The sequence below is a fragment of the Nocardia veterana NBRC 100344 genome (assembly GCF_000308855.1).
In the GTDB taxonomy this organism is placed as follows: domain Bacteria; phylum Actinomycetota; class Actinomycetes; order Mycobacteriales; family Mycobacteriaceae; genus Nocardia; species Nocardia veterana.
Window position 1 is genome coordinate 41,574 of sequence record NZ_BAGM01000096.1, and the last position, 21,040, is coordinate 62,613.

Below are 21,040 nucleotides of genomic sequence, written 5' to 3' on the forward strand. Positions count from 1 at the left end.
CGGCACCCCGGCGCGATCGACGTGCGGCAACACTCGGCCGGTCGGCCGAATCGGCGACGCCGACCGCGCCCGAGTCCGCGACACCGCTCACCTCAGGCGCGGTCGTGGATCGTGACGGCGTATCCGTCGAGGTCGGCGAAGGTGAAGGTGCGGCCGAAGGGTCCGTCCACGGGAGCGGCGAGGATCGAGACTCCGGCGCCGGCCAGTCGGTCGTGCAGTTGCTGGGCATCGGTGGCGTGCAGCCACAGCGCCACACCGACCCCGGGCCGCGGCGCGACCGCGTCCAGATCTACGCCGGGCAACGGCTCGCGCACCGCGAAAGACACCGGGGCGGTGTCGAATACGACCGCTCCCGGCGGACTCACGGGAGCACGGCGCAATCCGAGGTGCGTTTCGTAGAACGCGGCCGCCGCGGGGACATCGCGTACCTGCAGCGCCAGGAAGTCGGGTCCGGTGACAGTCGACATGAGCCTCTCCTTCTATGTCAGGGTTCTGACATAGAAGCGTATGTCAGAATCCTGACATGACGCAAGAGCAGGTGGATCTCGATTCGTCCGTCGGTTATGCCCTCAAGCAGGCCGCCGCGGCGCTGCGCGGTGCGATGGATTCCGCGCTGCGGCCGTTGGGCCTGAGCGTTCCGCAGTACGCGTGCCTCGAATTGCTGGGCCAGCGCCCGGGCCTGTCCGCCGCCGAACTGGCCCGCGGCGCATTCGTCACCCGGCAGTCCATGCATACGGTGCTGCAGGGACTCCAGGATCGCGGTCTGCTGGCGCGCCCGGCCGCCGCACCGCACGGGCGGGCATTACCGACCCAGCTGACCGACGAGGGCGCCCGGCTGCTGACGCAGGCCAGTCGCGCCGTCGCGGCCGTCGAGGCTCGAATGATCGCGGCCCTGCCCACCGGCCACGCCGAACGTCTGCGCCGAGACCTCACCGCATGTGCCGACGCCCTGGGCCCGACGAACTGAGGTCACACCACTCGTCGGTGCGCAGCCGCGCCGTCGGAAGGACCTCGAACACGAAACCCGGACGTGCGCAACGCGATACGCGCGGGTCCGGCCCACGTCGGCACCGCTACCGGGACTCCTGCCCCCGGCTCTGCGCACGCACCGCTGCACCGAGGACGCCCGAGTCGGCGAAGACGTCCGGACTCTCGCGAACGGCCGAGACCGTCGGACGGCCGCTCGTCGACCGGCCGAGCGCCGCGGCGCCATCGGACCGCGGCGTGGGACGAGACCTCATCGGCCGTGCGCCACGGAGGTGTCGCCGGCCAGCCAGTCGCGATAACGAGTGGGTGCCGTGTAGGCGGGCGCGGCGGCGGTGAGCGCGGTGCGGGGCGCCAGTGCGAAGGGACCGGCCGTGGGGTCGGTTACGACGGCGCGTCGGTCACCGCGCGCGGTGAGTATGGTGCGGCCCAGTTCGTCGAGCCCTGCGATCTCGGGACCGACGACCTCGACGGTGCCCTGCAGCGGCCGCCCGGCGGCGACCTCGGCGACGAACCGGGCCGCTTCGGCGGCGGCGATCGGCTGCAGTTCGGTAGCCGGCAACCGGACGGTGTCGGCATCGCTCGTCCACGAGATGATCTCGTCGAGATATTCGAAGAATTGGGTGGCTCGCACGATCGAATACGGGATCGGCCCCGATGCGAAGAGCTGCTCCTGCAACGTTTTCGCACGGTAGTAGCCGAGGTCGGGCGCTCGGTCCACGCCCACGATGGACAGCAGCACCAGATGCCGCACCCCCGCCTGCTGCGCGGCGGTGTGCAGATTGCCGACCGTGGCGCGGAAGAATTCGGCGGCGCTGTCGTCGGGAACGGGCGCCTGCGTGGCGTCGACGACGACCTCGACGTCGGTGAGGGCGTCCGCCAGGCCGCGCCCGGTGAACAGATCGACGCCCGTCGATCGCGACAGCGCGGACGCGTCGTGCCCGGCGGCGGACAGCGCCGCGACGATGCGGGTGCCGATCAGTCCGGTACCACCCAGCACCGCGACCTTCGTCGGTTGCCCCGGAACGGAGTTCGTGTTCTTTCGAGAAGTCATCGGTCGTGTCCTTTCAGGCGAAAATGGCGGTGGGGTCCCCGGTGAACCAGGTGTTGTCGATGCGCATCCGGTGAATGAGCCAGCGGTCCCCGTCGCGTCGCAGTTCGACCTCGTAGGGGTTTTTCAGCAGGGCGTGCGTCGACCGATCCGCGGTGAGCAGGTGCTGAGCCTCGACCAGAGCGGTCATCCGCGCGGTGTCGCCGTCGACGGTGATGCGCGGGTTGGTGACCTGATGGGTGGTCTCCACCCGCCCGGTGAACATGGCCAGGATGGTGGTGACGATGGTCTCGCGGCCGATCATCACCGGTGGCGCTGCGCCCCAGCACGCCGCGGCGGGCCGGAAATCCAGTTCGGCGTCGGCAGTGAACGCCGAAGCGAACAGCTCCCGATCCTTGGTGTCCTGGCCGAGCGCGAATCGATACAGCGCGTCGGCGATTTCGGCGCGATCTCGCAACTCCGCCACGACCGCCGCGGGGTCGGCGGACGGTGCGCTCACTGCCTGCTGGGTGCTCATAGAACTCTCCTCGACTCGGCTGGCGTGCTTGCCTCGCTGTTCACTCTGCTGGCCGGGCGATTGGCGAACAACGAGCCTTTGCGACACGATCGTTACGCCAGACTTAACGATGGGATGACGGTGATCGAGCGGCACGAAGTGGAGACCCTGCTGACCCTGGCCGAGGAATTGCATTTCGGCCGTACCGCCGAGCGGCTGCGGGTGTCGACCGCGCGGGTCAGCCAGACCATCCGCAAGCTGGAGCGGCGCGCCGGGGTGGCCCTGTTCGAACGCACCAGCCGGCGCGTCGAACTCACACCGGTCGGACGGCAGCTGGTGACCGAACTGCGGCCCGCCTGGAACGAGATGCTCGCCGCCTGGCAGCGTGCCGTGGATGCCGGGCGCGGCCTGACCGGGGTACTACGAGTGGGTTTCGACGGACCGGCCGCAGCACAGCTGCTGATCGGCGCCACCGAGGAATTCCGGCGGCGAGTTCCCGGCTGCGAGGTGCACGTCCGGGAGGTGCAGGGCGCCGAGATTCGGGAGCGGTTACGTGCCGGCGATATCGATCTGTGCCTGTGCCCGTTCGAGGAGATCGAAGCCGACGGTTTCACCCGTGGTCCGGTGCTGGTCCGGGAGGCGTACGTCCTCGCCGTCGCCGCCGGCCACCCGTGGGCGCGCCGACGAGCGGTCCCGGTCGCCGAACTCGGCGACGTGCCCGTCATCCGCCTGGCCGGCGCGGTCGCACCGTCCCACGAACCGGGTCCGGGCCCGGCGGCCGGCACGCTGCAGGAAGCGCTGACCCTGGCCGGGATCGGGCAGGGAGTCCTGCCGATCGGCGCGCACGCGCAGCGCTACCACGCCCGCCCGGACATCACCTATGTGCCGCTGGCCGATACCGGGCCGCTGGAGTGGGGACTGATCTGGCCGGTCGATCGGACCAGTGCCCGAATCCGGGCGTTCAGCGAGGCCGCGGCGGCCTCGATGCGGGACGGCCGCTGAGCCGCACGCCGGTCATCGCGGCGCGAGGCCGGCCGAAAACGCGAAACCCGGACGCACGCAACGCGATACGTCCGGGTCCACGGTGGTTGCTCAGAACTCCCAGTCCTCGTCCTCGGTGTTGACCGCCTTGCCGATGACGTAGCTGGAACCCGAGCCGGAGAAGAAGTCGTGGTTCTCGTCGGCGTTCGGCGACAGCGCGGACAGGATCGCCGGGTTGACGTCGGTCTCGTCGCGCGGGAACAGACCCTCGTAGCCGAGGTTCATCAACGCCTTGTTGGCGTTGTAGCGCAGGAACTTCTTGACGTCCTCGGTGAGGCCGACCTCGTCGTAGAGGTCCTGGGTGTATTCGACCTCGTTCTCGTACAGCTCGAACAGCAGCTCGAAGGTGTAGTTCTTGAGCTCTTCCTGTTCAGCGGCGGTGAGGTCTTCCAAGCCCTTCTGATACTTGTAGCCGATGTAGTAGCCGTGCACGGCCTCGTCGCGGATGATCAGACGGATCAGGTCGGCGGTGTTGGTCAGCTTGGCCCGCGAGGACCAGTACATCGGCAGGTAGAAGCCGGAGTAGAACAGGAAGCTCTCCAGCAGCGTGGAGGCCACCTTGCGCTTGAGCGGCTCGTCGCCCCGGTAGTACTCGAGCACGATCTCGGCCTTGCGCTGCAGGTTCGGATTCTCCTCCGACCAGCGGAAGGCGTCGTCGATCTCACGGGTGGAGCACAGTGTGGAGAAGATGGAGCTGTAGCTCTTGGCGTGCACCGACTCCATGAACGCGATATTGGTCAGCACCGCCTCTTCGTGCGGGGTGCGCGCATCCGGAATCAGGCTCACCGCGCCGACCGTGCCCTGAATCGTGTCCAGCAGGGTCAGCCCCGTGAACACACGCATGGTCAACTGCTTCTCCTGCGGGTTCAGCGTGTTCCACGACGGAATGTCGTTGGACACCGGAACCTTCTCCGGCAACCAGAAGTTGCCGACCAGCCGGTCCCAGACCTCGGCATCCTTCTCGTCGGGCACCCGATTCCAGTTGATCGCAGACACTCGATCGATCAGCTTCACGCCCGCTCACTCACCCTTCTGACCCTCGCCGGACCACACCGTTATATGTCAACCTGGACACTACTACTGGGGCACGACAACAACGAATAACACAACACCTTGTGTCCCGGAGCTCCCTGGGCAAATGCGTTCCGGGGTGGGAAGTTCCACATCGCAGCCGCCGGCGCATCACCGTCGCACGGGACTCCGGTCCCACGCGGCCCACAGCGCCGCAGCCGTCGTGCCGGAAGTTAGCCACAACCATCGGCACGGGGCCGCCCGGTTGCGGCCCCGCCCTTTTGTTCCGAATCCCGCGATCGAACCGCCGGCCGCTACCCCTCCTGCTCGCCCGTTCTCAGGGCACCATCACCACACCGAAGCCGGGCACGATGGCAGTCGACTGCGGGGGTGCCTGGAATTGTTCGCGCTCGTGGGCGACGGTGACGACCACCGGCCCCGCCCCGGTGAGCGCGGTGGCCTGGAGCGGCAGTGTCGCGGCGTAGCTCTTCTCCACGGTATTGCCGGCATCGATCCAATGCCGGAGATCGACCGCACCGGTGGCCCCGGTCCGCAGATTGCGCCACTGGACCGTCAGCCACCGATAGTTGTATTGGGTGTTGTACGGCGCCGGCGTCGCCGCCGCGAAGGTCAGCGTGCCCGGTTGGTCCCCCGGCGTGGCCGTCACGGAAACCGTTTGGAACAGACCGCCCGGCACTCCCCCCGGCCCGATTTCCGGACCGGTGACCACGGGAACCGGCAGCACGGCCGTCGGCTGCGCGCCGGCGGTCGCCCCGGCCGCGCCCAGCGCCAGGGGCGCCGCGAGCGCGACGACGATCGCGGTCTTGCGTACGAAATTCGCTCGCAGATGCCATGTCATGCGAACAGTATGTGGTCGATTCGCCCTTCGGGCGCGCAAACCCACCGGGCGACGGCCGAATCCGACGGCCTGCGCCCGGCCGCGACCGCCGGCAGTCCGTTCGACCAGGGCGGCCGTAAATCGTTGTCCTCGTGGCTGTTTCGTGGTGAGCGAATCAGATGCCGAGGACGAGCTTCGCGGTCGTGAAGTAGATGATCAGGCCCGTCGCGTCGACCAGCGTCGTCACCATCGGTGCCGAGATCACCGCCGGGTCGATGCGCAGCTTCTTGGCCAGCAGCGGCATCGTGCCGCCGATGGTGGCCGCCCAGCCACAGATGATCACCAGGGTGATGCCGACGACCAGCGCGATCTGCGCGCCGACGAACGCCGCGCCGATCACCATGCCGACCACCGCGAGCATCGACCCGAGCACGAGGCCGACCCGGCATTCCCGCCAGATGACCTTCAACAAGTCGGAGACGCGCACCTCACCGACGGCCAACGCGCGCACACACGACGTCGCCGCCTGCGCCCCGGCATTGCCGCCCGCGCCGATCAGCAGCGGAATGAACAGCGCCAGATGCGCCGCCTGGGCCAGGGTCGCCTCGAACGCATCGGTCACGGTGACCGTCAGCGTGGCCGCGACCAGCAGCAACAGCAACCACATCGCGCGGTAGCGGGCCAGCTGGAACACACCGGCGGCCATGTAGTGGCCGGCCCACGGGCTCGCCCCGGCCTGGCGCGCCACGTCCTCACTGTCGGCCGCCTCGATGACCTCGACGGCATCATCGATGGTCAGCAAGCCGACCAGCCGATCCTCGCTGTCAACCACCGGCAGGTTGATCAGATTGGTCTCCCGCATGAGCCGCGCCGCCTTCTCCGCGGCATCGGTGGCACGGGCGAAAACCGGTGCGGTGACGACGAGTTCGGTCAGCATCGTCGCCGGATCACTGAGGACCAGCTCACGCATCTCGACCACACCGGTGAGCCGGCGACCGCCGTCCACCACCGGCAGCGTGTAGACGGTCTCCGCGTGCGCCCCTTTGGCACGAACCACCCGCAGCGCCTGTTCGACGGTCAGGTCACGGTGCAGCGCAACAACTTCCGGCGTCATGTAGCGACCGACCGAACCCTCGGGATAGCCGAGCAACGCCGCGGTCATCCGCCGTTCGCGCGGGCTCAGCCCGGCCAGCACCTTCTTGGCGACGGTCGCGGGGGCCTCCCGCAGCATCCGCGCCCGGTCGTCGGGGTCCATTCCCTCGACCAGCTCCCGGAAGCTCTGATCGCGCATTCCGGCGAGGATCTGCTGCTGGTCCACCGGCTCGAGTTCCTCGAACACCGCCAGCGCCCGATCCTTGTCCAGCAACCGGAACGCGATGCCGGCATGCACGGCGTCCATGCGCGCGAGTTCGTCGGCGATCCGGTGCGGGGCATGCTCGTCCAGCCAGGTCAACGCGGCGTCGACGCGCCGGTCGTCGATGAGGTCGCGGAGCGAGACATGGTCCGAATGCTGTTCGGCGACAGTCGCTTCGGACGGTGCGGTGGTGCGGACGGCGCTGTCGGCCACGCTCACATCCGAGCCGTCGGCGTCGTACCGCCCGGACTCGGTACGGGTGTTCGGGCGACTCTCGTCCGGGACGTCGGGACGTGCGGGCGCGGCAAAGAACAGATCGGTCGACATGACAGAACCTCGGCAAACTGCGAGTGGGTACGGGATCGCGAATCACCGCGAGGCACCGACCTCGCCAACCGAAAGCTCTATCGGACGTACGGGAGGACGGCGCCGCGCGGCCTTCGACTCGGGGGTTCGCTTCGCACAGCTACCCACCTCCTCGTCGTCAGCACTTCACCGTCGGAGAATTTTCGGATGCCGTCCCGGCATCCGGATGACCTGCACCGTCGCCCGGTCATCGCAGGGACGCACAGCGCCCGCATGCAGGTTACACCTCAATGGGCTGCAATACCGAACCGCTGAAGCCCGACGAATTCGGCGAGTGGTCAGTTCCCACCCGGGGCGCTTCGAGAGGGCGTTCCCGCACGGCCGAGAAGTACTGCCTCACTCGTCGTTGGTTTTGGCCGCGTCCTCCACGCAGTATCGGCACGTATCTTTGAAAACGCCCTTGTTGGTGTGATATCGCGTGTGGGCGTTGCGTCGGCTCGAGGGCATCGGGCGACCCTTCCGCACGGCGGACATCTTCGCCCGAGTCTCGGCGCTGGCTGTCCGCCCGAAGTTCGGATTTCCCGCACCCATTCGCATCTCCGAAAGACGCCGACGCGATTCTTCCGGCATCGCGTGGCCGAATCCCGGGTGCGCGGCCCCGAACTTCCCGAAGTTGGGATTCGCTTCGCCTCGAAATGAGCCGTTGCGGTCGATCGACCATTTCGCACGTTGCGATGCCGAGTGTGTACGGCCGAAAAATGGGTTCTCGTCGCCGAAACGACTCACACCCGGACGTCCGGTTGACCGAATCCGCGCGGCCTCCCGCATTTCGGCGGTCCAGATCACACCAACAGGCCCCAGCCCACCCTCGGACAGGTTGAGTAGCGGCTGACCCTCTTTCCGCAGATAGGCGATCCATGCGATTTCGGCACGACCCAAGTCCTCGAGGCCGTAAACCCAGTCCAGGGCATCCGCAACGACGGCGTCACGATCCTGTTTGCGCAGCCAGTCGTAGAACGGCGTCTTGCGACCGGCAGCAGCTGCCTTGAAGTGTTGACGGAGCCGCACATGCTCCGGCTTGGTCGTGAGCCCTACATAGCGGTAGTCGTACTCGGTGCGGAGGCGAACTCCGTAGATGACACCGTATTTCGGCTTATCCATCGCACCCCCGCACCGAATCGACTACGTGCGATTACAACATGCAGGAGACACAATTCTCAATTTCTGTCCCTTGCAAGGCCAGTTGCCGGATCCGGATGTAGTACAGCGTCTTGATTCCCTTGCGCCAGGCGTAGATCTGGGCCTTGTTGACGTCGCGGGTGGTGGCGCTGTCCTTGAAGAACAGGGTCAGCGACAGGCCCTGGTCCACGTGCTGGGTGGCCGCGGCGTAGGTGTCGATGATCTTCTCGTAGCCGATGTCGTAGGCGTCTTCGAAGTATTCGAGATTGTCGTTGGTCAGGTAGGGGGCCGGGTAGTAGACGCGGCCGATCTTGCCTTCCTTGCGGATCTCGATCTTCGACGCCACCGGGTGGATCGAACTGGTGGAGTGGTTGATGTAGGAGATGGAACCGGTCGGCGGCACCGCCTGCAGGTTCTGGTTGTAGATGCCGTGCTCCATCACCGAGGCCTTCAGTTCCCGCCAATCCTCCTGGGTCGGGATGTGCACGCCCGCCTCGGCGAAGATCTTCGCCACCCGTTCGGTTTTCGGCTCCCACACCTGGTCGGTGTACTTGTCGAAGTATTCACCGGTGGCGTACTTCGACTCGGCGAACCCGCCGAACGCCCGGCCCCGCTCGATGGCGAGCTTGTTCGAGGCCCGGATGGCGTGGAAGGCGATCGTATAGAAGTAGATGTTGGTGAAGTCGATCCCTTCCTCGGACCCGTAGTGGATGCGCTCCCGGGCGAGGTAGCCGTGCAGGTTCATCTGGCCGAGGCCGATGGCGTGGGAATCGTTGTTGCCCTGTTCGATCGAGGGCACCGAGTAGATGTGGGTCTGATCCGACACCGCGGTCAGGGCCCGGATCGCGACCTCCACGGTCTGCCCGAGATCGGGCGAGTCCATGGTCTTGGCGATGTTGAGCGAGCCGAGGTTGCAGGAGATGTCCTTGCCGACCTTCGCGTAGGACAGATCGTCGTTGAACTCCGAGGGCGTGGAGACCTGCAGGATCTCCGAGCACAGGTTGGAGTGGGTGATCTTGCCCTTGATCGGGTTGGCCCGGTTCACCGTGTCCTCGAACATGATGTACGGGTAACCGGATTCGAACTGCAGTTCGGCGATGGTCTGGAAGAACTCGCGGGCGTTGATCTTCGACTTGCGGATGCGCTTGTCGTCGACCATCTCGTAGTACTTCTCGGTGACGTTGATGTCGGCGAACGGCACGCCGTAGATGCGCTCGACGTCATAGGGCGAGAACAGGTACATGTCCTCGTTCTTCTTCGCCAGCTCGAAGGTGATGTCGGGGATCACCACGCCCAGCGACAGCGTCTTGATGCGGATCTTCTCGTCCGCGTTCTCCCGCTTGGTGTCGAGGAAGCGGTAGATGTCGGGGTGGTGCGCGTGCAGGTACACCGCGCCCGCACCCTGCCGTGCGCCGAGCTGATTGGCGTAGGAGAAGGAATCCTCGAGCAGCTTCATGATCGGGATGACGCCGGAGGACTGATTCTCGATCTTCTTGATCGGCGCGCCGTGCTCGCGAATGTTGCTCAGCAACAACGCGACTCCGCCGCCGCGCTTGGACAGCTGCAGCGCCGAGTTGATGGAGCGCCCGATGGACTCCATATTGTCCTCGATGCGCAGCAGGAAGCACGAGACCGGTTCGCCGCGCTGCTTCTTGCCCGAGTTCAGGAAGGTCGGCGTGGCCGGCTGGAACCGGCCGTCGATGATCTCCTCGACCAACTGCTGCGCCAGAACCTCGTCACCGGCGGCCAGGGTCAGCGCCACCATGCAGACGCGGTCCTCGAACCGCTCCAGATAGCGCTTCCCGTCGAAGGTCTTGAGCGTGTAGGAGGTATAGTACTTGAACGCGCCGAGGAAGGTCGGGAACCGGAACTTCTTGTCGTAGGCCTGCTGGAACAGCTTCTTGACGAAGGCCCGGCTGTACTGGTCGAGCACCTCGGGCTCGTAGTAGTTCTCCTCCACGAGGTAGTCGAGCTTCTCGTCGAGATTGTGGAAGAAGACGGTGTTCTGGTTGACGTGCTGCAGGAAGTACTGCCGGGCGGCGGCGACATCCTTGTCGAACTGGATCTCACCGTTGGGTCCGTACAGATTCAGCATCGCGTTGAGCGCGTGGTAGTCCAGGCCCTCGGTCGAGGTCTCGGTGCTGACCGGGCGCTCTAGGCGGGCCGTCTTTCCGGCCGGTGCTGTTGTCGTTGCCAAAACAATCCCAATCCCTCTCGGACGCGCTCGACGTCCTCGGCGGTTCCCATCAGTTCGAAGCGATACAGGTACGGCACCCCGCATTTGCGCGAGATCACCTCTCCCGCATAGCAATACGTATCGCCGAAGTTCGTGTTGCCGGCCGCGATCACCCCGCGCAACAGCGCACGATTATGCGGATCGTTGAGGAATTTCGCCACTTGTCTCGGTACGAATTCCTTGTCCGAACGACCGGCTGCCCCCGCGCCGCGCTGCGCGTCGAACACGTGCCGGCCGCCACCGTAGGTGGGGCAGATCAGCACATAGGGCGTGTCGACGCGCAGCGAATCGGCGGTGTGGAGCGGAATGCGAACGGCGGGCAAACCCAGCCGTTCGACGAAGCGGTGCGTGTTCTCCGAAGCGCTCGAGAAGTAGACCAGAGCGGGTGCCGACTGGGAATCTTCCCCTGACAACCCAGGCGTCCCGGTCATCGCTTCCTCCTCGTCGGACGAACGGACCCGCCGGCGGATCAGGCCGCGGCGGTCACCAGGGACTTGATGCGGTCCGGACGGAAGCCGGACCAGTGCTCGTCGCCGGCGACGACGACGGGGGCCTGCAGATAACCCAGCGCCATCACGTAGTCGCGGGCCTCGGGGTTCTCGGAGATATCGACGACCTCGTACTCCACACCGGCCTTGTCGAGCGCGCGGTAGGTGGCATTGCACTGGACACAAGCGGGCTTGGTGTAGACCGTGATACTCATGGGTGACCCTCTCTCCTTGCCTTATCCGATGCAGCCTTGAATCGGTACGCCATCTGCACTGAGCATCCGTACTGAGCACGATCCATCTGGTACTGCGCAAACCCCTGGAAGATGGAGCGCCAACGGGCGCCACCGGCGATCACGCTGCGGCGATCGGCTCCGAGTTCGTCTCCCCTTCCAGTGCCGTAGACACTACACCTAGTGGCCGACAGATTCATCCAACACGACATGTTGCGAACCACAAAGATGAAATTCGACGGCCGTAAGTACCAGGACAGTCGATTCGCAACCCGACACGGCAGTGGCACAGATCACGATTTTGCGTCGCAGCTCTCTCTCAGCAAACCCAATTCCACCTCTGGTCACAACGGTCACACAGACCTCATTCGGCAACCTCGACACACCGGAAACAGCGAAGTGCCGCGCCCGTTCGAGGAACGGACGCGGCACTTCACACCCGGCCACCGGCGTGTCGCGACGAGCCGCCACTCGGCGGCCGGCGTCACCGTGCGATCAACCCTGGCGGGCCTTGAACCGGGGCTCCTTCTTGTTGATCACGTAGGTCTTGCCACGACGGCGCACCACCTGGGCGCCCGGCTTGTCCTTCAGTGAACGCAGCGAATTCCGCACCTTCATCACGACCTCCTATTGGAAATGATTTTCATATCCTATAGGCGTGTCCAGTGGGAGGCCAGGATCGAGGTCACACCGCGGCGACAGATCCACTCGGCCGGTCGCGACGGAATCCAGCCGACCGGCACGTCGAGGGGGCGCACCGGCCGGCGCGCCCCCTCGACGGACGATGTTGCTCGACTCAGGCGTTGACCGACTCGCGCGCGCTCACCACGAGGTCGCGCACGGCGGCGGCGAGCTGGGTCAGCGCCTCGGCGTCGTCGCGCGGATGCGCCTCGGCGAAGCGCTGGCCGATCGTGCCGAAGTGCAGGTGCGCACTCTCCACGACCGCACCGCCCGCCACGCCGACCGCCTTGACCGTGTCACCGTGCGCCCACTTCGCGGCGTTCTGGCTGATCGATGCGCTGATCACGGCGACCGGCTTGCCCTTGATCGAGCCGGCGCCGTAAGGGCGGGAGGCCCAGTCGATCGCGTTCTTCAGCACGGCCGGGATGGTGCCGTTGTATTCGGGAACGAACAGCACCAGCGCATCGGCGGCGGCGACGGCCGCACGCAGCGATTCCGCGGCCGCGGGCACCTGACCCGGTACGTCGATGTCCTCGTTGTAGAAGGGAATGTCCGCGAGACCTTCGTAGATCTCGACCTGGGCGCCTTCGGGTGCGGTCTGCGCCGCCGCCTCGGCCAGCTGCCGGTTGATGGAACCGGTGCGCAGGCTGCCGACGAGGGCCAGAATGCGGGTCTGTGACATGATCACTCCTTGTGCGGTGGGGCGGTGGTGGCTTCCGCTTTCACGTCACGATAACCGGACTACGGTCCGCTTTCATTCCCGGGTCATGGGGTAGCCGAACTGTGAACTGCGACACACCGGATTCGACTCCGTCGAATTCGTCCCATTCGTCCGAACCGTGCGCATCCGAGCCGCGGCCGGCGGACTCTCGTCCGCGTGCGCTACCGCTCGAGCCGATCGCGGTGGAGGTGCCTGTGCACGCCGTGGTCACCGCCCTGCCGGTAGCCGAACACGCCGAGCGCAGCGACGCCGCGCGTAATCGGCAACTGCTGCTCGACGCCGCCGAGGAGCTGGTCCGCGAATTCGGCGCCGACGGCGTCACGATGGACGCGGTGGCCAAACGCGCGGGCGTCGGCAAGGGCACGGTCTTCCGGCGGTTCGGCAATCGCGCCGGACTGATGCTGGCCCTGCTGGACCAGTCCGAGCAGAAGCTGCAGGCGGCGTTCATGTTCGGACCGCCGCCGCTGGGACCGGGCGCGCCGCCGCTGGAGCGGTTGATCGCCTACGGCCGTGCCCGCTTGGCCGGAATCGAGGTCGAGGGCGAGATGCGCCGGGCCGCGGACGAATCCGGCCGATATGCGGGCGCCCCCTACAACATCTCCAAAACCCATGTGTCGCTGCTGCTTCGGCAGCTCGATGCCCGCGGGGACATCCCGCTGCTCGCCGACACCCTGCTGGCCAACCTGGATGCCGGTCTGGTGCTGCATCAGATGCGAGTGCTCGGCTACCGGCCCGAACAGATCGCCGATCACTGGGAAAACGTCGTCCGCGCGCTGGTGGGCTCCGGCCAGTAGAGTGTGCGCATGGGGAACCTGCGCGAACAGATCATCGCCGAACTGGGTGTTGCGGCCGTCATCGAGCCGAAGGTCGAGGTGCGCCGCCGCGTCGAATTCCTGGCCGACTATCTGAGTACCACGCCGGCAACAGGTTTCGTCCTCGGCATCAGCGGCGGTCAGGACAGCACCCTGACCGGCAAACTGTGTCAATTGGCCGCGGAGGAGTTGCGCTCGCGCGGACGCGACGCGACCTTCGTCGCGGTCCGGCTCCCCTACGGCACCCAGGCCGATGCCGAGGATGCGCAGCGGGCAGTGGATTTCATTCGACCCGACCGCGTGGTCGAGGTGAACGTGAAGCCCGGCGCCGATGCGGTCGCCGCCGCGACCGCGGCCGGCGTGCACGAACTGCTGGGCGGCGATGTCGAGCTGCGCGATTTCGTGCGCGGCAACATCAAGGCCCGCGAACGCATGGTGATTCAGTACGCGATCGCCGGACAGCTGAACCTGGTGGTCGTCGGCACCGATCACGCGGCGGAGGCGGTCACCGGCTTCTTCACCAAATACGGCGACGGCGGTGTGGACATCACTCCGCTCACCGGCCTGACCAAACGCCAGGGCGCGGCGCTGCTGCAGGAATTGGGCGCGCCGCCGAGCACCTGGAACAAGGTGCCGACCGCCGACCTCGAGGACGACCGTCCGGCCCTGCCCGACGAGGAGGCGCTGGGACTGAAGTACGCCCAGATCGACGACTATCTCGAAGGCAAGGAGGTCGCCCCGGAGGTCGCCGAGCGGATCGAGACGATCTTCCGCAACACCCGGCACAAGCGCGCGGTTCCGGTGTCGCCGCTCGACACCTGGTGGAAAGAGGACTGAGCGGGGCCTCAGCCGCCCGCGAACGGCGGTAGGACGTCGACGCGGGCGGTCAGAGGGGTGGACTCGTCACGGGTCAGCTCGTCGTCCACCAGATAGGCGCACACCTTCAGCATCGGATCCAGATCGGCACCGTAGGCCGCGAGCAGTGCCGTGCGTAGATCGGCGACCGTCGCCGTCGCGGGCAGGTCGAGATGTTCGCCGGCTTTGCCGACCGCGTCGGCGATCGCGGCGAAATATCGGACCTCAACCACCAATGGCTCCCATCGTGCGTTCCGGGGGGACGAAATCGGCGGCGTCGATGCCGTGGCCGGCCCATTTGTTCCACATCGCGCCGCGCCACCGCTGCGCCAGTTCCTCGTCGTCGGCGCCGGCGCGCAGCAGGGAACGCAGATCGTATTCCTGATCGCTGAACAGGCAGGACCGGATCATGCCGTCCGCGGTCAGGCGGGTGCGATCACAGTCCCCGCAGAATTGCCGGGTGACCGACGCGATGATGCCGACCGTCGCCGGCCCGCCGTCGACCAGCCAGGCTTCCGCGGGCGCGGCCGGATCGGTGCGACCGGCCTCGGTGAGAGTGAACGCGGTACCCAGGACGTCGAGCAGTTCGGCCGCGGTGACCATATTCGCGCGAGCCCATTCGTGATCGGCATCGAGCGGCATCTCCTCGATGAACCGCAGCTCACAGCCTTCGTCCAGGCACCAGCGCAGGAGATCGGCTGCGCCGGACAGGGTTTCGCGCATCAGCACGGCGTTGACCTTGACCGGCGCGAGCCCCGCCGCATGGGCCGCGCGGATACCGGCGAGCACCGAGCCCAGCCGATCGCGGCGGGTGAGCCGGGCAAATCCGGCTCGGTCGACGGTATCCAGGGATACGTTCACCCGGCCGAGCCCGGCGGCGGCGAGCGCGGCGGCCCGATATTGCAGGCCGACGCCGTTGGTGGTCATCGCCAGCGGTGTTTCGGGCACGGCCGCATGGCATCCCGCGACGATTCGTTCCAGATCGCGCCGCATCAGCGGTTCACCACCGGTGAAGCGCACCTCACGCACTCCCAGCTGCCGGACCGCGAGCGTCACCAGGCGGATGATCTCGTCGGCGGAGAGCAATTCGTCACCGGGAATGGCGGGCAGCCCCTCCTCCGGCATGCAGTAGGTACACCGCAGCGAGCACTTCTCGGTGATCGACACCCGCAGATCCCGCGCCACGCGGCCGAATTTGTCGACCAGGAGGTCGCTGTCGGGCCGTCCGTCCAGCGAGGGCCGCCCGCCCCGGACGGCGGGAATCCCCATGAGAACGACGGTCACTCCCCCATTATGGCGGTCGGCCCCACCTCACGTCCCCCGACTCACCACCTGTGAGGCCAGGCCTGCCGCGGGCCGAGACCCGCCGCAGCGAAGCGGAGGCCGATAGCACAGCTAGGCTGACAGCTATGAATACCCGCCCTGCGACCGCGTCGGTTCGGTCCGTGGAGGAGCATCGGGACCGCATCGAGCAGCTGCTGCGTCCGCTGGCGGTTCGCGATGTCGAGCAGTTGGCGCTGCACGGTGCGCGCGGGCGGATGCTGGCCGAGGATGTGATGTCCCCGCTGGATCTGCCGGTGTTCCGGAATTCCGGGATGGACGGCTATGCGGTGCGAGCGGAGTCGGTGGCGGTGACACCGGTGACGTTGCCGGTCGCCGGCGTGGTCGCCGCGGGGCAGGGCGGCCTGGACCGGCTGCCGACGGGGACGGCGGTGAAGGTGATGACCGGCGCGCCCGTTCCGCCGGGCGCCGACTGTGTGATCCCGGTGGAGGACACTCGGCCCGGTGACGGCGTGGTGACCATCGAACGTGGCCGTAGCGCAGGCGATTTCGTGCGGGAGCCGGGCGCCGACATCCGGCGCGGTGAGCTGCTGGTCGCGGCGGGCACCGTGCTGGCTCCGCATCGGATCGCCGCGCTGGCCGCCGTGGGCGTCGCCGAGGTGACGGTGGCGCGACGGGTGCGTGCGGCGGTACTGACCACCGGCGACGAGCTGGTGTCGGCGGGGGTGGCGTTGCGGCCGGGGCAGATCTACAACTCCAACGGCATCGCGTTGGCATCGGCGCTGGGCGCCAACGGCATCGACGTGGTGGATGTGTCCCACAGCCGGGACGACGCGACCGAGTTCCGCCGGAAGTTGGCGGTGGCGACCGCGGCGGCGGATGTGGTGTTCACCTCGGGCGGGGTGTCGCAGGGTGATTTCGAGGTGGTCAAGGAGGTCTTGGCCGGCTGCGGCGGCGAGTTCGGGGCGGTGGCGGTCCAGCCCGGCGGCCCGCAGGGGCTCACCGTGGTCGACGGGGTACCGGTTCTGAGTTTTCCGGGTAATCCGGTGAGCACGATGGTGTCGTTCGAGGTGTTCGCGCGGCCGGTGCTGCGGGCGCTGAGCGGCCTGCGGGCAGTGCCGGTTCACGATGTGCCACTGGTGGATTCGGTGCGCTCCCCGGCGGGGCGCCGGCAGTTCCTGCGTGGCCGGCTGACCGATGCCGGGGTGCGCCCGGTGTCGGGTCCCGGTTCGCATCTGGTGGCGGCGATGGCGCAGGCGGATGTGTTGATCGATATTCCGGCGGAGGTGACCGCGGTGGCGGCCGGTGCGATGGTGAGGGTGCGCGAGCTGTGAGCGATGTATCGCATATCCATGCTGAAGGTCCGTCGCATGTCCATGCGGAAGGTCTGTCGCATGTCGATGCGGAAGGCCGTGCCCGCATGGTGGATGTGAGCGCGAAAGCGGACTCGGCCCGGGTGGCGGTCGCGGCGGGCATGCTGCGCACGACCCCGGAGGTGGTTGCGCTGGTGCGGGCGGACGACATGCCGAAGGCGGATGTGCTGTCCACCGCCCGGATCGCCGGCATCTCGGGGGCGAAGAAGACCTCGGAGCTGATTCCGCTGTGCCATCAGTTGGCGCTGTCGTCGGTGGATGTGCGTTTCGGTTTCACCGAGGATGCGATCACGATCGAGGCGCGGGCGAAGACGAAGGGCCCCACGGGTGTGGAAATGGAGGCGCTGACCGCGGTCGCGATCGCCGGGCTCACCCTGCACGACATGGTCAAGGCGGTGGACCCGGCAGCGGTCCTGGACGGCGTGCGGCTGCTCACCAAGGACGGCGGCAAGCGCGGTCATTGGGAGCGCCCCGGCGGCCGAGCGGAACCCGACGCGGCGTCGGCCGATCATGCGCACCGGGACGGGGCCGCGGCCGCGGAGGCGATCCATTCCGGCCCGGCCGCACCATCGTCCGGCGGGCGTCCACGGTCCGCCGCGATCGTCGTCGCCTCGACCGGCGCCGCCGCCGGCACCCGAGTGGACACCACCGGCCCGGTGCTCGTCGATTGGCTTGCCGGACTGGGATTCTCGGTGCGGGGTCCGCTGATCTACCCCGACGCCGACATCGCGGCCGGACTGCGCGATGCGCTCGACGGTGCGCCGAATCTGGTCATCACCACCGGCGGCACCGGCGCCTCCCCGACGGACGGCACGCCGGAAGCGACACTGGCCGTGCTGGATCGGGAACTGCCGGGGGTAGCCGAGCTGATCAGGCAACGCGGTACCGCCGTATTTCCGTTGGCGGCACTGAGCCGTGGCGTGGCGGGATTGTCCGGCACGACGGTGATCGTGAACCTGCCCGGTTCGCCGGGTGGGGTTCGGGACGGGATCGCGGTGCTGGAACCGTTGCTGGACCATCTGCTGGCCCAGGTCGCCGGAGGGGGGCGTCATGAGTGAATCCCGGCCGTTCGCCCGCATCAGCGATCAGCCGCTGCGGCCCGAGGAGGTCGAGCAGGCGGTGACCGGGCCCGAGCACGGCGCGGTCGTGGTCTTCACCGGCATGGTTCGCAATCACGATGGCGGACAGGCGGTTTCGGCACTGGAGTATTCGGCGCATCCGGAGGCGGAGAAGTTCCTGGCGCGGGTCTGCGCCGAGGTCGCCGAATCCTCGGGGCTGCCGGTCGCGGCGGTCCACCGGGTCGGGGCGCTCACGATCGGCGATCTGGCGATTGCGGTGGCGGTCGCGGCACCGCATCGGCGCGAAGCCTTCCGGACGTGTGCCGAGCTCGTGGATCGGATCAAACACGAGGTGCCGATCTGGAAGCGGCAATTGTTCGCCGACGGCATGTCCGAATGGGTCAACGCCTGCGGATAGCGGTTACCGAGCGGTTCGGCCCGGGTCGCCTTCGGCCGCGGCGTCCGTTCCGCCGTCGGTGAGATTGGCCTCGATCCGGCGTAGGGCGCGGACCAGTGCGGCGCGTTCGGCGGCGCTGAACGAGGTCAGCGCCCGCTCGGTCAATCGGGCACTCTCGGTTTCGATCTCGCGCTCCAGTGCCCGGCCTCGTTCGGTCAGATACAACCGGACCAGGCGACGGTCGGTGGGATGCGGTTCCCGGCGTACCAGCCCGGCGGTTTCCATCCGCGTGGTCGCGCGGGTCACCGTCGGCGTCGCCAGGCCCAGTTGCTTGGCGACCTGGCCCGGGGTCAGGCCGTCCTCCTGCCAGAGTCGGCGCAGGATGAACTGCTGTCCCTCGTACACGCCGTGCCGGGCGTACGCGGTGGCCGCCGCCACGGCGAGGGCATGTTTGGTGGACCAGAACGCGGTCTGGAAATCGTCGGCGGTCTCGTCGGTCATGGTGCGTTAAGCGTAGAGGTGTTGAATTCGTTAGCCGACTCACGATATTGTCATTGTCCGGCTAACAAAATTGCGACAGGAGACTCTCGTGAAACTCGGCATCGCCGTCACCGATTTCTCATGGCCGGTCGCCACCGGCGACATCGCCTCGACCGTCACCGATATCGCGCATCGCGCCGACACCGCCGGGATCGACAGCCTGTGGGTGATGGACCACTTCTTCCAGATCGGCATCAGCGGCCGACCACCGGAATCACCCATGCTCGAGGCCTATGCGGCGCTGGGCTTTCTGGCCGGAATCACCACGAACATCCGGCTCGGCACCCTGGTCACCGCGGTGCCCTACCGGCATCCCGGCGTCCTGATCAAATCCGCGACCACGCTCGACGTCCTCAGCGGCGGCCGGCTGATCTTCGGTGTCGGCGCGGGCGCTCCGTTCGATCCGCAGCCGATGGGCCAGGCCACATCGTTCGAGGCCGAGGGGCTCGGTATTCCCTTCCCGCCGCTGGCGCGGCGCTTCGAACAACTCGAGGAGCTGCTGCAGATCGCCCATCGAATGTGGAGTGGAGACGAAACGACCTATCGCGGACGGCATTACGAGCTCGCCCGACCACTGAACTCACCGAATTCGGTGCAGCGACCGCATCCGCCGATCCTGATCGGTGGCAGCGGTGAACGCAAGACGCTGCGACTGGTCGCCCGCTACGGCGACGCCTGCAATCTGTTCCATCTGCCCGGCTCCGGCTATGCCGACGATCTGGCCCACAAGCTCGGGGTGCTGCGCCGCCACTGCGACGAGGCCGGCCGCGACTACGCCGAGATCGAGAAGACCGTCACCGCGGCACTCGATCTCGACGCGGACGCGGAATCACTGCTGGACCAGCTGAAGGCGCTGACCGACACCGGAATCGACCATGTGATACTGGGGCCGGACGGCCCGTGGACACCGGCACGACTGGACCGGATCATCGCATTGCTTCCCGAGATTCACTCGCTCTGATCGGCGCCGTCCCGAGGGACATACCGCCACACCGGCAACAGCGCCTGTTCGTCGAGCGGTTCGGCGCCGGTGTGCGCGGTCGCGTGCAGACGTGCGGTGGCGGCATGGGTATCCAGACCGGCTCCGATGAGTACCAATCGCGTTTCCCGCGACTCGCCACGGCTCCAGGGCGCGGGCTCGAACACGACGTGCCGCCCGACCATGTGCAGCAGAAACTTTCGGTTCTCCCCGCGGACGCCGAACGCGGTGGCCCCCTTGGCGCGGAACAGGCCCGGCGGCGGATCCTCCAGGAACCCCACCAGGCCGCGTGGATCGAGATCCGTTGTGCTGGTGAACGATACGCTGTCGTATCCGTCGTGCAGGTGATGGTGATCGGGTTCGTCGTGGTCGTGATCGTCGAGCAGTTCGTCGAACGACAGTTGCTGTGCCACCAGCGGTTCGGCCCGCTCGGGAACGTCGAACAGCAGTCGTGGATCGACGCGGCCGTGGGCGGTGGCGTACACCGGTACCGGTCCGACGATCCGCTCGATCTCGGCGCGCAGGGCGGCCAGCCGGTCGGCAGGCACCCGGTCGGCCTTGTTGAGCACGATCAGATCGGCCAGCCGCAGATGGGTGACGAGTTCGGGATGCCGGTCGCGGCTGTCGTCGAAATGTTCGGCGTCGACCACCTCGATCAGGCCGCCGTAGCGGATGCGGGGATTCTCGCTGCCGATCACCATGCGGATCAGGTTGCGGGGTTCGGCCAGCCCGCTGGCCTCCACCACGATCACATCGATGCCGTGCCGCGGTTCGGCCAGCCGGGCGAACATCTCGTCGAGTTCGCCCACGTCGACGGCACAGCAGACACAGCCGTTGCCCAGCGAGACCATCGCGTCGACCTGGCCCGCGACCAACATCGCATCGATGTTGACCGCGCCGAAATCGTTGACCACCACTCCGATCCGGGCCTCCCGCCGCCGCAGCAGGTGGTTCAGCAGCGTGGTCTTTCCGGCCCCCAGAAATCCCGCGACCACCAGAACAGGTATGCGCCGATCCATTCGGCCGAGCTTACCCAGGCGCGGACGCGCCGATGCCCGCCCCTTCGCGCGGGCGGGGCGGGCATCGACCGGGACGCTCGGGCTACTTACCGGGCCCCAGGAGGGTG

24 protein-coding genes are annotated in these 21,040 nt (G+C 67.3%); 8 read left to right on the top strand and 16 right to left on the bottom strand.

Features of this window, described 5'->3' with window-relative positions:
- Positions 1–92 precede the first annotated feature (92 nt).
- Positions 93–467 carry a VOC family protein gene (locus tag ON37_RS17990; protein WP_040720780.1) on the bottom strand — a complete coding sequence of 125 codons (375 nt, stop codon included), beginning with the start codon at positions 465–467 and terminating at the stop codon, positions 93–95.
- Between the two features lie 56 nt (positions 468–523).
- Here ON37_RS17990 and ON37_RS17995 point away from each other — a divergent pair, with 56 nt between their 5' ends.
- Complete coding sequence (locus ON37_RS17995) at positions 524–967, top strand: MarR family winged helix-turn-helix transcriptional regulator (protein WP_040720782.1); 444 nt, start codon at positions 524–526, stop codon at positions 965–967.
- A 270-nt stretch (positions 968–1,237) separates the two neighbouring features.
- Here ON37_RS17995 and ON37_RS18000 read toward each other — a convergent pair whose 3' ends face one another.
- Both ON37_RS18000 and ON37_RS18005 read right to left on the bottom strand, forming a co-directional pair.
- Positions 1,238–2,038, bottom strand: a complete 801-nt coding sequence (locus tag ON37_RS18000; RefSeq protein WP_051031731.1) for an SDR family oxidoreductase — start codon at positions 2,036–2,038, stop codon at positions 1,238–1,240.
- 13 nt (positions 2,039–2,051) lie between these two features.
- A complete protein-coding gene (locus ON37_RS18005) occupies positions 2,052–2,552 on the bottom strand; it encodes a nuclear transport factor 2 family protein (RefSeq protein WP_040720785.1) in 501 nt (166 codons plus the stop codon).
- 114 nt (positions 2,553–2,666) lie between these two features.
- Here ON37_RS18005 and ON37_RS18010 point away from each other — a divergent pair, with 114 nt between their 5' ends.
- Complete coding sequence (locus ON37_RS18010; RefSeq protein WP_210741429.1) at positions 2,667–3,533, top strand: LysR family transcriptional regulator; 867 nt, start codon at positions 2,667–2,669, stop codon at positions 3,531–3,533.
- A 90-nt stretch (positions 3,534–3,623) separates the two neighbouring features.
- Here the strand turns inward: ON37_RS18010 and nrdF are convergent, their stop codons facing one another.
- The 9 genes from nrdF to ON37_RS18055 form a co-directional block, all read right to left on the bottom strand.
- The gene (gene nrdF, locus ON37_RS18015) at positions 3,624–4,586 is read right to left on the bottom strand and encodes a class 1b ribonucleoside-diphosphate reductase subunit beta (RefSeq protein ID WP_040720786.1); all 963 of its coding nucleotides are present in this window, start codon (positions 4,584–4,586) and stop codon (positions 3,624–3,626) included.
- Between the two features lie 334 nt (positions 4,587–4,920).
- Positions 4,921–5,442, bottom strand: a complete 522-nt coding sequence (locus ON37_RS18020) for a hypothetical protein (RefSeq protein ID WP_040720787.1) — start codon at positions 5,440–5,442, stop codon at positions 4,921–4,923.
- 154 nt (positions 5,443–5,596) lie between these two features.
- Complete coding sequence (gene mgtE, locus ON37_RS18025) at positions 5,597–7,102, bottom strand: magnesium transporter (protein WP_083893087.1); 1,506 nt, start codon at positions 7,100–7,102, stop codon at positions 5,597–5,599.
- Between the two features lie 375 nt (positions 7,103–7,477).
- On the bottom strand, positions 7,478–8,242 hold the full coding sequence (locus ON37_RS18030) for an NUMOD3 domain-containing DNA-binding protein (RefSeq protein WP_040720788.1): 765 nt from the start codon (positions 8,240–8,242) through the stop codon (positions 7,478–7,480).
- Positions 8,243–8,273: 31 nt separating this feature from the next.
- Positions 8,274–10,379, bottom strand: coding sequence for a class 1b ribonucleoside-diphosphate reductase subunit alpha (gene nrdE / locus ON37_RS18035; RefSeq protein WP_040720917.1), 2,106 nt, complete (start codon positions 10,377–10,379; stop codon positions 8,274–8,276).
- A gap of 35 nt (positions 10,380–10,414) precedes the next feature.
- Positions 10,415–10,927 (bottom strand): class Ib ribonucleoside-diphosphate reductase assembly flavoprotein NrdI, encoded by a 513-nt coding sequence (gene nrdI, locus ON37_RS18040; protein ID WP_051031733.1) that lies wholly within the window; start codon positions 10,925–10,927, stop codon positions 10,415–10,417.
- Between the two features lie 38 nt (positions 10,928–10,965).
- The gene (locus tag ON37_RS18045; protein WP_030515663.1) at positions 10,966–11,199 is read right to left on the bottom strand and encodes a redoxin NrdH; all 234 of its coding nucleotides are present in this window, start codon (positions 11,197–11,199) and stop codon (positions 10,966–10,968) included.
- A gap of 513 nt (positions 11,200–11,712) precedes the next feature.
- Positions 11,713–11,835, bottom strand: a complete 123-nt coding sequence (ykgO, locus tag ON37_RS18050) for a type B 50S ribosomal protein L36 (RefSeq protein ID WP_036504093.1) — start codon at positions 11,833–11,835, stop codon at positions 11,713–11,715.
- 178 nt (positions 11,836–12,013) lie between these two features.
- Positions 12,014–12,580 (bottom strand): NAD(P)H-dependent oxidoreductase, encoded by a 567-nt coding sequence (locus ON37_RS18055; RefSeq protein WP_040720918.1) that lies wholly within the window; start codon positions 12,578–12,580, stop codon positions 12,014–12,016.
- Positions 12,581–12,813: 233 nt separating this feature from the next.
- Between ON37_RS18055 and ON37_RS18060 the strand changes: the two genes are divergently transcribed.
- Both ON37_RS18060 and nadE read left to right on the top strand, forming a co-directional pair.
- Positions 12,814–13,413 carry a TetR/AcrR family transcriptional regulator gene (locus ON37_RS18060; protein ID WP_373282050.1) on the top strand — a complete coding sequence of 200 codons (600 nt, stop codon included), beginning with the start codon at positions 12,814–12,816 and terminating at the stop codon, positions 13,411–13,413.
- 9 nt (positions 13,414–13,422) lie between these two features.
- Positions 13,423–14,268: an NAD(+) synthase gene (nadE, locus tag ON37_RS18065; protein WP_040720792.1), complete on the top strand. Its 846-nt coding sequence runs from the start codon at positions 13,423–13,425 to the stop codon at positions 14,266–14,268.
- 8 nt (positions 14,269–14,276) lie between these two features.
- On the opposite strand, the gene ON37_RS18070 is transcribed toward nadE, so the two are convergent.
- The gene (locus tag ON37_RS18070) at positions 14,277–14,519 is read right to left on the bottom strand and encodes a MoaD/ThiS family protein (RefSeq protein WP_040720794.1); all 243 of its coding nucleotides are present in this window, start codon (positions 14,517–14,519) and stop codon (positions 14,277–14,279) included.
- Positions 14,512–15,570: a GTP 3',8-cyclase MoaA gene (gene moaA, locus ON37_RS18075; protein ID WP_040720795.1), complete on the bottom strand. Its 1,059-nt coding sequence runs from the start codon at positions 15,568–15,570 to the stop codon at positions 14,512–14,514. Before moaA ends, ON37_RS18070 begins: the two co-directional genes overlap by 8 nt.
- A 125-nt stretch (positions 15,571–15,695) precedes the next feature.
- Between moaA and ON37_RS18080 the strand changes: the two genes are divergently transcribed.
- From ON37_RS18080 to ON37_RS18090, 3 genes are all read left to right on the top strand, one after another.
- Positions 15,696–16,901, top strand: coding sequence for a molybdopterin molybdotransferase MoeA (locus ON37_RS18080; protein WP_051031734.1), 1,206 nt, complete (start codon positions 15,696–15,698; stop codon positions 16,899–16,901).
- 86 nt (positions 16,902–16,987) lie between these two features.
- A complete protein-coding gene (gene moaCB, locus ON37_RS18085; RefSeq protein WP_051031735.1) occupies positions 16,988–17,998 on the top strand; it encodes a bifunctional molybdenum cofactor biosynthesis protein MoaC/MoaB in 1,011 nt (336 codons plus the stop codon).
- Entirely contained in the window at positions 17,991–18,416 is a 426-nt protein-coding gene (locus tag ON37_RS18090) for a molybdenum cofactor biosynthesis protein MoaE (RefSeq protein ID WP_040720798.1), read from the top strand. Before moaCB ends, ON37_RS18090 begins: the two co-directional genes overlap by 8 nt.
- A 3-nt stretch (positions 18,417–18,419) precedes the next feature.
- Here ON37_RS18090 and ON37_RS18095 read toward each other — a convergent pair whose 3' ends face one another.
- Positions 18,420–18,896, bottom strand: coding sequence for a MarR family winged helix-turn-helix transcriptional regulator (locus ON37_RS18095; RefSeq protein WP_051031736.1), 477 nt, complete (start codon positions 18,894–18,896; stop codon positions 18,420–18,422).
- An 88-nt stretch (positions 18,897–18,984) separates the two neighbouring features.
- Between ON37_RS18095 and ON37_RS18100 the strand changes: the two genes are divergently transcribed.
- Entirely contained in the window at positions 18,985–19,896 is a 912-nt protein-coding gene (locus ON37_RS18100) for an LLM class F420-dependent oxidoreductase (protein WP_040720799.1), read from the top strand.
- Here ON37_RS18100 and ON37_RS18105 read toward each other — a convergent pair.
- Positions 19,884–20,933, bottom strand: a complete 1,050-nt coding sequence (locus ON37_RS18105) for a CobW family GTP-binding protein (protein WP_040720800.1) — start codon at positions 20,931–20,933, stop codon at positions 19,884–19,886. The genes ON37_RS18100 and ON37_RS18105 overlap by 13 nt on opposite strands.
- Between the last annotated feature and the right edge of the window lie 107 nt (positions 20,934–21,040).

Coding starts and splice junctions, on each gene's coding strand:
- ykgO (WP_036504093.1), bottom strand. CDS start 11,835: ATGAAGGTGCGGAATTCGCTGCGTTCACTGAAGGACAAGCCGGGCGCC.
- ON37_RS18045 (WP_030515663.1), bottom strand. CDS start 11,199: ATGAGTATCACGGTCTACACCAAGCCCGCTTGTGTCCAGTGCAATGCC.
- ON37_RS18055 (WP_040720918.1), bottom strand. CDS start 12,580: ATGTCACAGACCCGCATTCTGGCCCTCGTCGGCAGCCTGCGCACCGGT.
- ON37_RS18030 (WP_040720788.1), bottom strand. CDS start 8,242: ATGGATAAGCCGAAATACGGTGTCATCTACGGAGTTCGCCTCCGCACC.
- ON37_RS17995 (WP_040720782.1), top strand. CDS start 524: ATGACGCAAGAGCAGGTGGATCTCGATTCGTCCGTCGGTTATGCCCTC.
- ON37_RS18000 (WP_051031731.1), bottom strand. CDS start 2,038: ATGACTTCTCGAAAGAACACGAACTCCGTTCCGGGGCAACCGACGAAG.
- ON37_RS18095 (WP_051031736.1), bottom strand. CDS start 18,896: ATGACCGACGAGACCGCCGACGATTTCCAGACCGCGTTCTGGTCCACC.
- ON37_RS18090 (WP_040720798.1), top strand. CDS start 17,991: ATGAGTGAATCCCGGCCGTTCGCCCGCATCAGCGATCAGCCGCTGCGG.
- moaCB (WP_051031735.1), top strand. CDS start 16,988: ATGGTGGATGTGAGCGCGAAAGCGGACTCGGCCCGGGTGGCGGTCGCG.
- ON37_RS18020 (WP_040720787.1), bottom strand. CDS start 5,442: ATGACATGGCATCTGCGAGCGAATTTCGTACGCAAGACCGCGATCGTC.
- mgtE (WP_083893087.1), bottom strand. CDS start 7,102: ATGTCGACCGATCTGTTCTTTGCCGCGCCCGCACGTCCCGACGTCCCG.
- ON37_RS18105 (WP_040720800.1), bottom strand. CDS start 20,933: ATGGATCGGCGCATACCTGTTCTGGTGGTCGCGGGATTTCTGGGGGCC.
- ON37_RS18010 (WP_210741429.1), top strand. CDS start 2,667: ATGACGGTGATCGAGCGGCACGAAGTGGAGACCCTGCTGACCCTGGCC.
- ON37_RS17990 (WP_040720780.1), bottom strand. CDS start 467: ATGTCGACTGTCACCGGACCCGACTTCCTGGCGCTGCAGGTACGCGAT.
- ON37_RS18080 (WP_051031734.1), top strand. CDS start 15,696: ATGAATACCCGCCCTGCGACCGCGTCGGTTCGGTCCGTGGAGGAGCAT.
- ON37_RS18005 (WP_040720785.1), bottom strand. CDS start 2,552: ATGAGCACCCAGCAGGCAGTGAGCGCACCGTCCGCCGACCCCGCGGCG.
- nadE (WP_040720792.1), top strand. CDS start 13,423: ATGGGGAACCTGCGCGAACAGATCATCGCCGAACTGGGTGTTGCGGCC.
- nrdI (WP_051031733.1), bottom strand. CDS start 10,927: ATGACCGGGACGCCTGGGTTGTCAGGGGAAGATTCCCAGTCGGCACCC.